Here is a 15,128-nt window from a genome sequence, read left to right as displayed (position 1 = left end):
CTTTTATGTGCTTTGTATGATTGACGATGCTTTCTGCCTTTTACAGTTAGTCTATTGATAATTAGTCTTGTGCCTAAAATATGAGAAGATAATACAATAATATATGATAAAGGATATTTGAGTTGTGAGTATCAAAGAGAATTTTCTATATTTTGCATTCGGCAAGAATTTATTATCCAATTATAAAAAAATGCAGTCTGCATTTTTAAGACAAACTTGCAGGTTCTTTTATTTTTTTGCCCGTTTCATTCCAAAATCAAGGTTTTCGTTAGATGGTTCACCCCGCTCTATTCTGTGTCCATAACTTTCCATTATTACTTCTTTGGGAACATTTTTACGGATGATGTCTCCTTTTTTATCATAATAATTCCAGTTGCCATTTGACAAAACAATCAATTTAGGTTCTCTTGTATCTCCAATACTTTCTATAGGCATATCATTAATGATCCTGTCATATATACAAGGTAGTATTTCTTTGTTTTTCCATGATAAAGCCCCATACTTTCCATTTTTGCGAACAACAATAATGCCTGCTACCGGTAAATCGACATATTCGTATTCCAAAGGGATAATAATTTGTCCCTCGTAGGATATCAATCCATATTTGCCATCTTTTTTTGCAAAATGTGCCTCAGGACCATATTCCACCCATCCGGATAGTTCATCGTATATAATTGGTATAATGACCTTATTGTGAATATCAACCGTACCCACCTTCCCATTTTTAATAACGATGTATTTATTTTCTTCTGGCTCAAAATTATTATAGTGAGTATCGCAGATGCTGTCATATTCAAAAGCTAATTTTATATTTCCTTCTTTATCATACATTCCGGCTTTGCCGTCAGCATTCACAAAAACAAGATCATCTTTCAGTCCATATATGTGTTTGTATGTAAAAGGCTTGATTATTTCGTCTTTTCTAGAAATATAGCCATATGTATCACCTTTTCTGGCAATGAAATCTATGACAGAAATAGAGCGGGAAGTGTAAAGTGTGTCATATTTAAAGGGTATTGACTGCGTTCCATCATAATCAAGAAGTCCTTTCTTATTGTGAATATTTGAAATAATAATGTGATTGTCTCTGCATTCGTAAGATTCAATGCCTTTTATTGGAATTATTTGGGCGTTTTGATTATAGACTGTTACTGTTTGCCCCTTGGTTGCCAAAAATATATTGGCATATTCAGAAGGCTGCTCTATGAAATCGAAACTCAGAGGCAGAATGGGTTTACCATATTCGTCGATAATACCAAATGCTCCTTGTTTCGCAACAATGGCTTTTCTTCCCAATCCGAAAGGGGTGGCATAATCGTATGTTCCGAAAGGTACAACTACCTTTTTAGTTTTATCAATATATGCAAATTTGTTTTCTACAGGTGTGTTATCCGATCTTTTGTTTTGTTCTATTTCTTCTAAGTATTGAGTCTTGTCTAGATATACATTCATTTCATCTGTTGTAATCAGCAGTGGAAGGTTTGTTTTGTTGGAAGGGATGGCTGATAATGGTCTGGATATGATAAAATAATTATCAAATTCAGAGAGCTGTTTCCCTTCAAAAGAATAGGTTGCCCAATCGTAGTCTTTTGTTACGATAAGGCAATCTTGATTATCCGAATACTTTATTTTTTCATATTCAAATGGGATTATGATGTTGTTTTGAGCGTTTATTACTCCATATCTTTTGTTTTTAGTTAAAATGGCAACTCCTGAGTGGAAATTTGTATTGTATGAATTTCCGTCATATTCCAGCGGAATGATGACTTCTCCTTTCCGGTTGATAAATCCCTGTTTGCCATCTTTTATGACACTGGCCAATTCCACATCTGTAGAGAAGACTCCGACATTATCATAAATAAAAGGAATCAGCACCTTTTCTGTAATATCTATATAGCCTTCCTTGCCATCTTTTTGGGCAAGTATCATTCCATGTTCATCTATAGGATTCAAAAAACTATATTTTCCGGGTGGTATCATTATCTTCCCTTCTTTGTTTTTGAATCCCCACATAGAATGATCTTTATTAGTAATACGATGATATTCTATACTGTCTGTAGGGATGAGTATTTGTTTTCCTTCATCATTATAATAATATTCGGTTAATATAAAATATTCGTCATTACTGCTTTGGCAGAATACTATATAGGGGAAGAATATTAATATGAATAGTAAGATAATTGGTTTCATAAGTGCTGAATTTAGAGTGTTCTATGTTAATGAACAAATATATTCTTTTTTGCGGATATGAAGAAACTTTTTGTTGATGAATTGAACTTGAATCCATAAAACTTTGACGAACTTTCAATTATTATGCAATCTTTGTGCTCTATACATTTTTTATTTCCCGACAAACTGCTAACTTTATCATCATTATTAAAATGACATGTGAATAGTCGGTTGTACCATTATTTAAATCTCGTTTATGGGTAAATACAAATTTATAGAAGAAAGAGTGGAAACAATGTCTTCGTCGGAGCTTAAGATATTCTTGAATATACTGAAGAGCAGATCTAAGGAATTGATGTCAACTTTGGAGTCAGTAAGGGGAATAAAAGATTTGGAGGCTGTTTGTAAATCAACTCAGAAACTAAATAATCGTGTTTCTGAGTTTGACGGAGGATCTTTTCTTATATTAGTGGTTGGACCCGTGAAATCGGGAAAATCTACTTTAGTAAATCTCATAGCACATGCTCACGTCAGCCCCACTCATTTCTTGGAGTGTACGGTGCGTCCGTCCATTATTTCAAAAGGACAGGAGGAATCCATTACCCGTATTTTTTCTGTTGCTGATAAAGCCAGAAAGGTAGAACAGTTTGATTCGGTCATTGATAGCCTGCGCGGATTTGAGAGACTGGAAAACATTTCCGAGATAAGCATTGAAAAGAAAGAATTGAATGATGCTAATCTGGAGGAGTGTGTTTCGTTAGCTTTGGAAGAAAGCGTGATAAATACAGATCATACGTTGGTGACATCCATAACAACTTCCGGTGGGGAGCTTTTGAAAGATAATATATTTCTGGTGGATATGCCTGGGCTGGATGGCGGGTATGCGAATTTGGATAATCCTATTTATGAAACGATCTCTCAAAGGGCAGATTTCGTGATATTTGTGCAAAGTTCAAATTCTGCTATATCGAAGGTTTCCAATCGTTTTCTGAAGTTGCTGCAGGAGAATAATCCGAAAGTTCCGGTTTGTCTTCTGCATAATGTGTTTGAAGCGGCTTACTGGCATTCGGAAGAGGAGAAGAAGGCTGTAATTAAGGCACAGGTAGAATTTGCCGAGAATGAAATGGGCAGACGTAACTTCCAGTTGAAGGAGAATATATATAGTTTGAACTTGGGAAAAGTGGCGGATGCTGCCAGCTATGAGGGAATGGAGGATCTTCAGGAAGAAGCTGCGAAATTTCAGAGATTTGAGAAGGATTTGTATGGCAAGGTGATCTCCAATAGTACTGATATACGTCTGAGAAGCGTAATCGGAAGAACGCTGAATCAGTTGGAAAAACTGGATAATTTAGTCGGAGAATCAATTGGGCAACAGGAAACAATCGATATAGAATATCAGGCTGCAGTAACTTCGTTTGACGAGTTACTCCGTCAGGCGAGTGAACTTAGTTACGATGGGAGCGATTTTAGAAAAATGGTGCAAGTCTATATGGATGATGATTTGAAAGAGTTTACTGAAATCGTTAGGGAGTATTATGATTCCGGATGCAATTCCGCATTTGCCGGTGGAGCGAAAGGGAAAGATGCGACACGCAGCCTTGTTACAAAGTTTATGACTGATTCGTCAGCGGCGATAAAAAGTAAATTCCTTGATTCCCATGAACATAGTCTGGCCCGGCAGTATTTGCGGAAACTCTCTAACTTGAAAGATGATGCGGCTTTTATAGAGAAGATGAATACTTTTCTGAAGCAGAAAGGTTGTGCACCTTTTGACTCAGTGCCGCAAGTGACGGATTTTCCGGTGGTCGATTTTGATTTGCAGGGAGCTTTTGATGTGAAGAATATTAGTAATCCGACTGTTCCGCATATCGGAATACCCAATCCGTTTGGGACTTATTCGACAATGGAAATTCAGAGTTTTCTGAGGAAAGCGATGGAATGTATCACCGGAATCGATCATACGCATACCGGGAAAACGATCAAAGGATATCTTCAGCTGACTGTCGGGAAGAGTATATATAAGGCGGCTAATGACCTTTACGATCAGTATGTGCCTGTACGCAAACAAAGTATCATTGATTTTTTGGAACAACAAAAAACAATGTATCTGAATGCGCTGGTGTCTGATAAAGAAGAATTTGACAGGAAGGATGCGTTGCTTCGGTCAATAAATGCACAAGTTCAGAGTTTTAAGGATTCAATAAGATAAGAATAAGCCAATGAAACGAAATTTATTAATTATCACACTCCTGTTTTTGGGCTCTTTTGTGATATTATTGTTGGGTAACGTCATTATTATAGGTGAGAAAATAGCTTCCTTGTCGCATGTCGCGTGGGCAGAGTATGCTTTTTACGCCTTGATTCTGGTTGTATTTTATGTTGTCGTTATACGTCCGGTCGTTCGGGTACATCGTGCTCCGCAGATTCCGGCTTTGTCTATTGATGGGGAGTGGAATACTGCACAACTTGTTGCGTTTGGACATAAACTGGCGGATAACTGCAATTATATACCTAAAGATAAGTCCTGTCCCGAGTTGAGAAAACTGCATCAGCAGAGATTGCGTGAAGACTTGGAACGCTATGCAACGAGTAAGGAAGAACTGGTGCAAATCATAAGCGAAGAGTTGAAATTGCGCATTGAAGGGGGAGAACTGAAAGAAACTTCAGGTCCGCATATAGAGGATATGTATTCGGTTCGTATCATCGGTATCAATCGTCGTATTATAGAATGGGCAAAATCTGTCTTTATGATTACGGCTATTTCGCAGAATGGAAAGCTGGACACGGTATCTGTGCTTTATATGAATTATAAAATGATAGAGGATGTGATTGTAGCTTCCGGCTTCCGGCCTACGAGGCAACAGTTGTTTCGCCAGTATGTCAATATCTTGGTTACTTCATTAATGACATTCGTTGCATCCGAAGTATTTAAAGATATGGACTCGGTTGCTCCCTTCGGCTCATTAGCGGATCAATCTTCGGATACAGCGTCCGATATCGATATTTCCGATGCTTCTGTTGACGCTGCCGATGTTGATTTGGATGACATTGGTGATACCGTTTCGGGAGATACCGGCTTTTTGAGCATTCTGTCTAATGTGAAAATACCGGGTGTAGTCATTGGCTCGATATGCGATGGAATCGTGAATTCGTTGATGACTTTGCGTATCGGTTATGTGACGCGTAACTATCTGATTGATGGAATGAATTCATTAAATGGAATCAAAGCTAAAAGAAAAGCAAAGCGTGTAGCTGTGAAGGAGGCGTTGAAGTCTTTGCCCAAAGTTGTTGTGGTAGGTACTTCTTTCGTGGGAAAGGGGGCTATGAATATTATTCTGAATATTATTGGCGGGAAGAAAGTGAAGGAAGCTGATGAAACGAAAGATAAGCATGCGTAACATGCTCTCATATACATTTATTTTCTTTTTGGTTTAATCAGAACAATTGTTAGAATATCTATTGTAATGAAGACTGTTCCTTTCCTATTAGTATGATTACTAGTATACTACTTGATTTTTAAACTGAAATGCTTGGTATGGCTAGTTGGAATAACTTGGAGTCGTATTCATAAATTTTATTCAAAAGAAGGAAAAAGAATAAAATAAACAAGAACTAAAGTTACATCCTATCCATAAAAATACTATATTTATTGCAGCTAGAGAGCACTTTAAGTAATGCTTAAGACAGAAAACGAAAAGTAGTATATATACTATATATTTTCTATTATTAATTACTTAAACACATTTTTTATGGAAGCCAAAAAATCAAAAAAGGCTGCAATTGAGAATCAAAGAGGTTCTTGGTTGTTGATGGGTTTGGTTGTTGCGCTTGCTTTCATGTTCGTATCGTTCGAATGGACACAGCATGATGTAAGAGTTGCGGCAGTATCATCTGATGATGAATCCATCTTTGTAACGGAGCTCGTTCCAATTACATTCCCGGAAGAAAAACTGGAACCGCCTCCTCCACCGGAAATCAAGCAATCCGAATGGATCGAAATAGTAGATGATACCGAAGAGGTGACGGATAACGTTTCAGTAGTGCCGGACAATGTGAATGAACCTTACAAGGTTGTTTGGATACCGCCGGTTGTGGAAACAGAAGAAGTGGTGGAAGACGTTATTCACGTAAGTGTTGAAGTCATGCCCGAATTTCCCGGTGGTTCAGCTGAATTGCTGAAATATTTGAGTACTCATATCAAATATCCGACAATGTCTCAGGAGATGGGCTCACAAGGACGTGTAATTGTTCAGTTTGTCGTAGACAAAGACGGATCGATTACTAGTCCGACAGTTGTACGAGGGGTAGATGCTTATTTGGATAAAGAAGCTATCCGTGTGATAAGTGGAATGCCTAAGTGGAAGCCTGGAGTGCAGAACGGTAAGAAAGTTCGAGTAAAATATACTGTACCTGTAGTATTCAGATTGCAGTAGTTACTTGAAATAAATGATTAAAAGGGTCGGTCCACCGCGGGAGCCGGCCCTTTTTTCAATAAAATAATATATCTTTGCGCCACGAACAAAAAAATGAAAGACTGGTTTATGAATCTTCTGTATTACCTAAAAAGACCTTTTATCTGGCTCTCCCGTTTCCGCTACCGTTGTGGATATGGTGTGCACTCTCCTTTTGCTTTCAGTCTGATCACGGACGTGATTTATGAGAAGATGCCTTATTATGCATATGACCTGCTGAAGGTGGAACAGAAAAAGCGAATCACAACACAGGGGTGGGAGAAAGGAATACCAAGAATCAACCGTCTGTTGTTCCGCCTGGTGAATAAAGTGCAACCGGCCACTATCATAGAAGTAGGAAAGCCCTCGGCAGCCTCCTTATATTTACAATCAGCCAAACCTTCTGCCGGGTATCTTTTTGCTTCCGACTTATCAGAGCTCTTTTTAGATGCCGATACTCCGGTAGACTTTCTGTATCTGAATGACTATCGGAATCCGGCTTTGCTGGAAGAAGTTTTTAACATCTGTTCCCGTCGGACTACTCCGAATAGTTTGTTTGTCGTTCATGGGATCTGCTATTCAAAGGCAATGAAAAATCTTTGGAAACAGTTACAGAATGATGAGCGGGTGGGAATCACTTTTGACTTGTATGATGTAGGCTTGCTTTTTTTTGATACAACAAAGATTAAACAGCATTATATCGTCAACTTCTGATCACCTTTATACGTTAATCTTATATATAGTAATGATGAAAAATAGACGTTTATGAAAAAAAGCCTTGTATATACAAAGACCGGTGACAAAGGAACTACCAGTCTTGTCGGCGGAAGCCGCGTTCCGAAGACCCATATTCGTTTGGAAGCATACGGAACAATTGACGAACTTAATTCCCATCTGGGATGGCTGAATACGTATTTGCTGGATGAGGCAGACCGGGATTTTATCTTGAGTATACAGCATAAGCTATTCTCTATCGGTTCGCATCTGGCAACTGACCAAGAAAAAACACAACTGAAAGCCGCCAGTATCCTTACTCCGGAAGATGTGGAACGCATCGAGCGCGAGATTGATAAGCTGGACGAACAGTTGCCCGAACTTTGTGCCTTTATCATACCCGGAGGTAGCCGTGGAGCGGCTGTTTGTCATGTGTGCCGTACGATTTGCCGGAGAGCCGAACGTCGCATTCTGACTCTGTCCGAAACTTGTACAATTTCTCCTGAAGTGTTAGCTTTTGTCAACAGATTATCAGATTATTTGTTTGTTTTATCCCGAAAAATTAATTTTGATGAACAAAATAGTGAAATATTCTGGGATAATAGTTGGAAATGATAGATTTTATTATACTTTTGCCGAAAAATAGAAAATAAGTATTCACTTTTTAATACTCAAGATTATGTATTGGACATTGGAATTAGCATCGAAACTGGAAGATGCTCCCTGGCCGGCAACCAAGGACGAATTGATTGATTACGCTATGCGTTCGGGTGCTCCTCTTGAAGTGATAGAGAATCTGCAAGAGATGGAAGATGAAGGCGAAATCTATGAGAGTATCGAAGATATTTGGCCGGATTATCCTAGTAAAGAAGATTTCTTTTTTAACGAGGAAGAGTATTGATTTAGAAAAAGAAACCGAACATATAAAAATACCCGATAACTTTCACACAGCTATCGGGTATTTTTTATTCTCATGCAATATTAAAAGACCGGCATCTGCCAGATGAATCCTACCGAAATCCGGTTGGTACTGTAATTCTCTTGTCCCAGCACTTTGGCACGGGAGGTGAAGTCATAAGAACGTCCTACATAGGTCACGAAGAAATGCAGGTTAGTTTCCATCGGATAAAATTCGATGCCTGCCAGATATCCCCAAGAGGTGCGGTAATTTCCTTTTTCTATCCCTTCGGAGGCTTTGGTCACAGAAGCCGTTTCATACATTCCTTTCACAAAGGCATTCCATTTCGGAAGAAAACGATAGTTGCACTTGGCTACTACGGATAAATAACCTGTATCAAACGCATTGTGTCCGCCCGGGCGACCGACGATACTTGTGATAATCCCTTTACGGTCAATCTCTTCTTTTGAGTACATGAAGTCGACGAAGGCGTTCCACTTTCCGAGATTCAGTTCATTTCCTACGGCATAGTAATACATATTATGATCTTTGGCTTCGTTCATCACAGAGGCCGACCAGCGGGTTTTAAATACATTATTAAAGTTGCCAATCCAGTTTAAGGTATAGACCAGCGGCATTTTTCCGGATTTCAGATCGGGGAGATTACCCTCCGCATCCTCTGTGATTCCGTAAGTGTTGTCGAAAGAGCTATTGCGGCTGTTCAATATCTGCAGATTAAGTTGCTGATCGGGAGTTATGTTATAACTTGCATTCAGCCCGGTCAGGAAGTTACTCATGTAATCGATCATATCACAATATTGATAGACATCGATCGGGTTGAGGTCAAACTCGAAGCCGCCATAGTTGGCACTTTGTTTACCGGCAAACAGGTTGAACTTATCGTTGAGCTTGATACCGATACCTGCCCAGTCGATGGAGGTCGGGAGGTTGTCTATCATATTGTTTCCGTCGTTCGAGCGGTTGAGACGCTGGCGGTAACGGTAAGAAAGCCAGTTGTTGATATTTCCTTTCGCTTCGATGCGGAGCTGGTGCATATTGAAGTCACCTTCCTGAAATCCATTTTGGAAATGAGCGTCAAAACTTCCTTGCATATTCAGGTATAAGTTGAACTTATCCGTTTTCTTTTTTACGTCTGTCAGTTCCTCGAAAAGAGGAGTGTTTGGGGAGAACTTTTGGGCATACATTGCCTGTATGCTACCCGCAAGGAGTAGCATAAACATTAATTTTTTCATAAGTAGGTCCGGTTTTTAGTATTCGTTAAAGTATTCCTGAATTTGTTTCCAGTCCGTGGTTTTGGTCAGTGCAAGCATCAATAGTACACGTGACTTTTGTGGATTCAATTCCTGAGAGGCTACAAACTGATACTTGGCGTCATCCACTTCCGCATCGAGGGTGGTAGGACCAGTCGGTACGCGGGAAGAACGAACAACTACAATGCCTTTTCTGCGGGCGTCTATCAATGACGGAAATATGTTTTTATGAATATTACCGTTGCCGACTCCTGCATGAATGATTCCTTTATATCCGTTGTTGAGCAACGGAGTCATCATATCGGCTTCGATATTGGAATAGCTGTATACGATGCCGACTTTGGGCAATGAAGTCAGTTTGGTGACATCAAATACGGATTGGGTGGTATGTTTCTTCAGTGTGATCTGATTGTAGCATACTTTACCGTTCAGTACATATCCCAATGCACCGGAGTTGGGAGCCTGGAAAGTCTGTACATCGACCGTGTTCATTTTGACTACGCTTTCTGCACCCAGAATCAGGCCGTTCATGGCAACCAGTACACCTTTGTCTTTTGATTCTTTGGCTGCTGCGGTAACTACAGCATTATAAAGATTCAGCGGACCATCGGCACTTAATGCTGTAGACGGGCGCATGGCACCTACCAATACAACAGGCTTGTCACTTTTGACCGTCAGATTCAGAAAGTAAGCAGTCTCTTCCATCGTATCCGTTCCGTGAGTGATCACAATTCCGTCGATATCCGGTCGTTTCAATAACTCGTTAATTTTCTTGGCAAGTGTCAGCCAGACTTCGTCATTCATGTCCTGTGAACCGATTCTCACAATCTGTTCGCCGGTTACATTGGCGATATCTTTGATTTCGGGGACTGCATCCAGCAATGCACCGATAGCAACCTGTCCTGCCGTATAGCTGGTGCCCGTAGCCGAGCTTCCTGTTCCGGCAATGGTTCCTCCGGTAGCAAGGATGTGGATATTCGGTTTTGCGGCAAATGCCATTGTTGCGGATAATAGTAGTGTTACTACTACCAGGCCTAATTTCTTAATTTGTTTCATAACTGAAATGAGTTTAGGTTAATAATATATTAGAATATTTGAATAAAGAGCAGTCCTAACGCAATAGCGACTACGGTAGATACCAGTCCGGGCATCATAAACGAATGATTCAACACATATTTACCGATTTTTGTTGTTCCGGTGCGGTCGAAATTAATGGCGGCTACGACAGTCGGGTAATTTGGGATAAAGAAATACCCGTTCACTGCGGGGAATAAGGCAATCAGCATATACGGAGAAATACCTAATGCGATGCCCAGCGGCATCAATGCCCGTACCGTGGCTGCCTGGCTATATAACAGGATAGACATGACGAACAGCGCAATACCGAACAACCATGGCATCTGCCGCACGATTCCTTCGATGGAGAGAGTGAGCTGTGCCATATTGCCCTGAAGGAAAGTATCACCCATCCACGCAATACCGAAGATGGCGATAACAGCCTGCATCCCGGCAGGGAATACAGAACCCTGCGTTGCTTTGATTCCATCCGTCTTGGTTACTATAAGGATGATAGCGGCTGCCGACAACATTACGATCTCGATAATGGAGGACATACCGAGCGTGACGATTTCTCCATCGATCAGGAAACTGGGACGCATACCTTCAAAAGATCCGAAAAGGACGATAAAAGCAGTTGCCAATATAAAGATGAGTACGGAAAGCATGGCGGAACGTTTGTTCTTGACATCTTTAATCTCTATCTTCTTGTCATTGAAAAGACCTTCTTTCAAGCGTTTTTGATACTCGGGATCCTCTATCAGTTCTTTGCCGACTTTCATGGAGAATAAAGCGCCGACCAATACTCCGATGATAGTGGCGGGAATCGTAATTTTAAGAATATCGAATAATGTAATGTCGAAACCTGCCAGTAACCCGAGCAGAGCTACCGTAGCGGCAGAGATGGGACTGGCTGTAATAGCCTGTTGCGAAGCAATCACAGCAATACCGAGCGGGCGTTCCGGACGAATCTTTGTTTCGGTAGCTACCTCTGCAATTACGGGCAATACGGAATAAGCCACATGCCCGGTTCCGGCAATAAAGGTGAACAGGTAAGTCACCAATGGGCTGAGCAGTGTGACGTGTGAAGGATTTTTGCGTAGCAAATGTTCTGCCAGTTTCACCATATAGTCCAGCCCGCCGGCTGCTTGCATACAGGAGGCAGCGGAAATGACGGCGGCAATCATCAACATAACGTCGATAGGTGGTGCGGTGGGTTGTAAACCAAAAACAAACGTGAGTATTCCCAATCCTACTCCTCCCATGACACCGAGTCCGATGCCTCCCAAACGTGCGCCAATAATAATGGCTGTCAGAACAAATGCTAATTGTAATATCATTGGTTGTTGTTTTATAAGTTCCTAACAAAGATAAAGGATTTATCTTCGTTTTTTCTCTGTTTCTAAGATAAACAACAAAAAAGTTATTGAATAGTTTTTGCATATTTATTAAAACAATAACATCTCTGACTGGTTATTATATCAACTAACGAATGTGTTATTGTTATAAAACAACCGATATGGAACAGAAATTATCAAAAAAAACTCGTACAGAGAGCGACTTGATAGGTAGTCGTGAAGTGCCGGAAAGTGCATTGTATGGAGTACAGACACTCCGTGGTATTGAAAACTTTCGCATCAGCAAGTTTCATTTGAATGAGTATCCCCTGTTTATTCAGGCATTGGCCATCACGAAAATGGGAGCTGCCGTTGCCAACCGTGAACTGGAGTTACTGACCGAGAAACAGACGGATGCCATACTGAAGGCTTGTAAAGAAATACTGGAAGGAAAACATCATGACCAGTTCCCTGTAGATATGATTCAGGGAGGGGCCGGAACCACTACCAACATGAATGCCAATGAAGTGATTGCCAACCGTGCACTGGAACTGATGGGACACGCACGCGGAGAGTATCAATACTGCTCGCCCAACGATCACGTCAACCGTTCGCAATCTACCAATGACGCGTATCCTACAGCCATTCACATTGGTCTGTATTATACCCATCTTAAATTGGTGAAACACTTTGCAACACTGATCGAGGCTTTCCGAAAGAAAGGAGCGGAGTTTGCACACATCATCAAGATGGGACGTACCCAACTGGAAGATGCCGTACCGATGACACTCGGACAAACCTTTAATGGATTTGCCAGCATTCTGGAACATGAACTGAAGAATCTCGATTTTGCCGCACAGGATTTTCTGACGGTCAACATGGGGGCAACAGCCATCGGAACCGGAATTACCGCCGAACCGGAATATGCGGAAAAGTGCATTGCTGCTCTGCGCAAGATTACCGGACTGGATATCAAACTGGCAGATGACCTGATAGGCGCTACTTCGGATACTTCCTGCATGGTAGGATATTCTTCGGCCATGCGGCGTGTAGCTGTCAAGATGAATAAGATCTGTAATGATCTGAGGCTATTGGCTTCCGGTCCTCGTTGCGGACTGGGAGAAATCAATCTGCCTGCCATGCAGCCGGGCTCTTCCATTATGCCGGGAAAGGTGAATCCTGTCATTCCGGAAGTCATGAATCAGGTCTCTTATAAAGTGATAGGAAACGACCTTTGTGTAGCTATGAGTGGAGAGGCTGCACAGATGGAACTGAATGCGATGGAACCTGTCATGGCACAATGCTGTTTTGAATCTGCGGATTTGTTGATGAACGGTTTTGATACATTGCGTACCTTATGTATTGATGGTATCACAGCCAATGAAGAAAAATGCCGTCGGGATGTACACAACAGTATCGGAGTAGTGACCGCACTGAATCCTGTAATTGGGTATAAACATTCTACCAAGATAGCGAAGGAAGCCCTGGAAACGGGCAAAGGAGTGTATGAACTGGTGCTGGAACATAACATTCTTTCCAAAGAAGACCTGGATACGATTTTAAAACCGGAGAATATGATAAAACCAGTGAAGCTGGATATTCATCCGAATCATTGATTTATACCTGTTGAAGGAAAAAGAGAGCTATATCCTAAGTGATATCAGTTCTCTTTTTCTATTAAATAATTTTATATGGGAATAATTGCCAATTCATCCGGTAAAATGGTTATTGATAGTCTGCCGGAAAGGGACGACCTTTGCAGTGTCAATGAAAGACGTTAATAAGATGATTTCTAACTAACTAAAGATATTTGGATATGAATGCATTTGATGTTATTATTATCGGTTTCGGCAAAGGCGGGAAGACCCTTGCGGCAGAGTTCGCGAAACGTGGACAAAAAGTGGCTGTTGTAGAACGTTCTGATAAAATGTACGGAGGTACGTGTATCAATATCGGCTGTATCCCGACTAAGACACTGGTACATCAGGCGAAGATAGCTTCCGGCATGAAAGGACTTACATTCCTCGAAAAGAGAGAATTTTACCGGAATGCTGTTTCTGTGAAAGACTCGGTTACGGGTGCGCTGCGAAATAAAAACTATCATAATCTGGCTGATAACCCTCATGTGACCGTTTACACCGGATTCGGCTCTTTTGTATCTTCGGATACGGTATCTGTCCGCACTGCGGCGGAAGAGTTACTGTTGACAGCTAAGCAAATCATTATTAATACAGGAGCGGAAACGGTCATTCCATCCATTGACGGCATAGCGGACAATCCTTTTGTTTATACCAGCACTTCCATTATGGAACTCACGGATCTTCCGCGTCATCTTGTGATTGTCGGCGGTGGTTATATCGGACTGGAATTTGCATCCATGTATGCTTCCTTTGGCTCTCAGGTGACAGTACTTGAAAGTTATCCGGAATTGATTGCGCGCGAAGACCGTGATATTGCTGCCAGCGTCAAGGAAACATTGGAGAAGAAAGGCATTGTTTTCCGGATGAACGCCAAGGTGCAGTCCGTAAACCATACATCAGAAAAAGCGATCGTTGCTTTCACGGACTTGCAAACGAACGAGGCATTTGAATTGGAGGCCGATGCTGTGCTGTTGGCTACAGGACGCAGACCAAATACGCAAGGTCTTCATCTGGAAGCTGCCGGAGTAGAGGTGGATGCACGTGGAGCCATTATTGTAGATGAATATCTGAAAACAACGAATCCCGCTATCCGTGCGGTGGGTGATGTGAAAGGTGGTTTGCAGTTTACGTATATCTCATTGGATGACTATCGGATTATCAGAGAAGACTTATTCGGAGACGCGGAGCGGAAGACAAGTGACCGTAATCCGGTCAGCTATTCCGTATTTATTGACCCGCCTTTGGCTCGCGTCGGTCTGAATGAAGAGGAAGCACGCAAGCAGAATCTCGATATTATCGTGAAGAAATTGCCCGTTATGGCGATACCGAGAGCTAAGACTTTGGGAGAAACAGACGGGCTGTTAAAGGCGATTATTGACAAGAAGACAGGACTGATTTTGGGATGTATGCTGTTTGCACCCGATTCAAGCGAGGTGATAAACACTGTTGCACTCGCTATGAAGACAGGGCAGGACTATACTTTCCTTCGCGACTTCATTTTTACTCACCCCAGCATGAGCGAAGCATTAAATGATTTGTTTGCGTAGTAGCATTTTTCCATATACTCGTAAAAAAATAAAATAAATAAAGGA

Annotated in this window: 12 protein-coding genes; 8 read left to right on the top strand and 4 right to left on the bottom strand. The window is 41.2% G+C overall.

The annotated features are described in order from the left end of the window. Positions 1-228: 228 nt before the first annotated feature. A complete protein-coding gene (locus ACHLI0_RS11485) occupies positions 229-2,190 on the bottom strand; it encodes a WG repeat-containing protein (RefSeq protein ID WP_113748097.1) in 1,962 nt (653 codons plus the stop codon). Between the two features lie 235 nt (positions 2,191-2,425). Here ACHLI0_RS11485 and ACHLI0_RS11480 point away from each other — a divergent pair, with 235 nt between their 5' ends. From ACHLI0_RS11480 to ACHLI0_RS11455, 6 genes are all read left to right on the top strand, one after another. Then, positions 2,426-4,378: a dynamin family protein gene (locus ACHLI0_RS11480; RefSeq protein ID WP_490749202.1), complete on the top strand. Its 1,953-nt coding sequence runs from the start codon at positions 2,426-2,428 to the stop codon at positions 4,376-4,378. A 10-nt stretch (positions 4,379-4,388) separates the two neighbouring features. Continuing rightward, positions 4,389-5,567, top strand: coding sequence for a hypothetical protein (locus tag ACHLI0_RS11475; RefSeq protein WP_490749201.1), 1,179 nt, complete (start codon positions 4,389-4,391; stop codon positions 5,565-5,567). A 351-nt stretch (positions 5,568-5,918) separates the two neighbouring features. Further along, positions 5,919-6,602 (top strand): energy transducer TonB, encoded by a 684-nt coding sequence (locus ACHLI0_RS11470; RefSeq protein WP_113748100.1) that lies wholly within the window; start codon positions 5,919-5,921, stop codon positions 6,600-6,602. A gap of 108 nt (positions 6,603-6,710) precedes the next feature. After that, the gene (locus tag ACHLI0_RS11465) at positions 6,711-7,334 is read left to right on the top strand and encodes a hypothetical protein (protein ID WP_490749572.1); all 624 of its coding nucleotides are present in this window, start codon (positions 6,711-6,713) and stop codon (positions 7,332-7,334) included. Positions 7,335-7,385: 51 nt separating this feature from the next. Further along, the gene (locus ACHLI0_RS11460; RefSeq protein WP_008762007.1) at positions 7,386-7,949 is read left to right on the top strand and encodes a cob(I)yrinic acid a,c-diamide adenosyltransferase; all 564 of its coding nucleotides are present in this window, start codon (positions 7,386-7,388) and stop codon (positions 7,947-7,949) included. Between the two features lie 64 nt (positions 7,950-8,013). After that, a complete protein-coding gene (locus tag ACHLI0_RS11455) occupies positions 8,014-8,235 on the top strand; it encodes a DUF2795 domain-containing protein (protein ID WP_002558131.1) in 222 nt (73 codons plus the stop codon). Between the two features lie 80 nt (positions 8,236-8,315). On the opposite strand, the gene ACHLI0_RS11450 is transcribed toward ACHLI0_RS11455, so the two are convergent. The 3 genes from ACHLI0_RS11450 to ACHLI0_RS11440 are packed head-to-tail and all read right to left on the bottom strand — an operon-like array spanning position 8,316 to position 11,899. Then, positions 8,316-9,485 (bottom strand): porin, encoded by a 1,170-nt coding sequence (locus ACHLI0_RS11450; RefSeq protein ID WP_011108461.1) that lies wholly within the window; start codon positions 9,483-9,485, stop codon positions 8,316-8,318. Positions 9,486-9,500: 15 nt separating this feature from the next. Then, positions 9,501-10,559 carry an L-asparaginase 2 gene (gene ansB / locus ACHLI0_RS11445; protein WP_008762008.1) on the bottom strand — a complete coding sequence of 353 codons (1,059 nt, stop codon included), beginning with the start codon at positions 10,557-10,559 and terminating at the stop codon, positions 9,501-9,503. A gap of 29 nt (positions 10,560-10,588) precedes the next feature. Further along, on the bottom strand, positions 10,589-11,899 hold the full coding sequence (locus ACHLI0_RS11440) for an anaerobic C4-dicarboxylate transporter family protein (RefSeq protein WP_016268844.1): 1,311 nt from the start codon (positions 11,897-11,899) through the stop codon (positions 10,589-10,591). A 179-nt stretch (positions 11,900-12,078) separates the two neighbouring features. Here ACHLI0_RS11440 and ACHLI0_RS11435 point away from each other — a divergent pair, with 179 nt between their 5' ends. Together ACHLI0_RS11435 and ACHLI0_RS11430 are read left to right on the top strand one after the other, a co-directional pair. Beyond that, positions 12,079-13,512, top strand: coding sequence for an aspartate ammonia-lyase (locus tag ACHLI0_RS11435; RefSeq protein ID WP_490749200.1), 1,434 nt, complete (start codon positions 12,079-12,081; stop codon positions 13,510-13,512). Between the two features lie 200 nt (positions 13,513-13,712). Continuing rightward, entirely contained in the window at positions 13,713-15,083 is a 1,371-nt protein-coding gene (locus ACHLI0_RS11430) for an FAD-dependent oxidoreductase (protein ID WP_373247173.1), read from the top strand. Positions 15,084-15,128: the final 45 nt, after the last annotated feature.

Source organism: Bacteroides sp. RCH18 (assembly GCF_058231005.1).
The sequence above is the reverse complement of the archived record's forward strand: the minus strand, read 5'-3'. Positions and strand labels throughout refer to the sequence as shown.

Bases quoted from the DNA above. Each gene is read 5' to 3' on its own strand.
- ACHLI0_RS11485 (WP_113748097.1), bottom strand. From the start codon at position 2,190: ATGAAACCAATTATCTTACTATTCATATTAATATTCTTCCCCTATATA.
- ACHLI0_RS11480 (WP_490749202.1), top strand. From the start codon at position 2,426: ATGGGTAAATACAAATTTATAGAAGAAAGAGTGGAAACAATGTCTTCG.
- ACHLI0_RS11475 (WP_490749201.1), top strand. From the start codon at position 4,389: ATGAAACGAAATTTATTAATTATCACACTCCTGTTTTTGGGCTCTTTT.
- ACHLI0_RS11470 (WP_113748100.1), top strand. From the start codon at position 5,919: ATGGAAGCCAAAAAATCAAAAAAGGCTGCAATTGAGAATCAAAGAGGT.
- ACHLI0_RS11465 (WP_490749572.1), top strand. From the start codon at position 6,711: ATGAATCTTCTGTATTACCTAAAAAGACCTTTTATCTGGCTCTCCCGT.
- ACHLI0_RS11460 (WP_008762007.1), top strand. From the start codon at position 7,386: ATGAAAAAAAGCCTTGTATATACAAAGACCGGTGACAAAGGAACTACC.
- ACHLI0_RS11455 (WP_002558131.1), top strand. From the start codon at position 8,014: ATGTATTGGACATTGGAATTAGCATCGAAACTGGAAGATGCTCCCTGG.
- ACHLI0_RS11450 (WP_011108461.1), bottom strand. From the start codon at position 9,485: ATGAAAAAATTAATGTTTATGCTACTCCTTGCGGGTAGCATACAGGCA.
- ansB (WP_008762008.1), bottom strand. From the start codon at position 10,559: ATGAAACAAATTAAGAAATTAGGCCTGGTAGTAGTAACACTACTATTA.
- ACHLI0_RS11440 (WP_016268844.1), bottom strand. From the start codon at position 11,899: ATGATATTACAATTAGCATTTGTTCTGACAGCCATTATTATTGGCGCA.
- ACHLI0_RS11435 (WP_490749200.1), top strand. From the start codon at position 12,079: ATGGAACAGAAATTATCAAAAAAAACTCGTACAGAGAGCGACTTGATA.
- ACHLI0_RS11430 (WP_373247173.1), top strand. From the start codon at position 13,713: ATGAATGCATTTGATGTTATTATTATCGGTTTCGGCAAAGGCGGGAAG.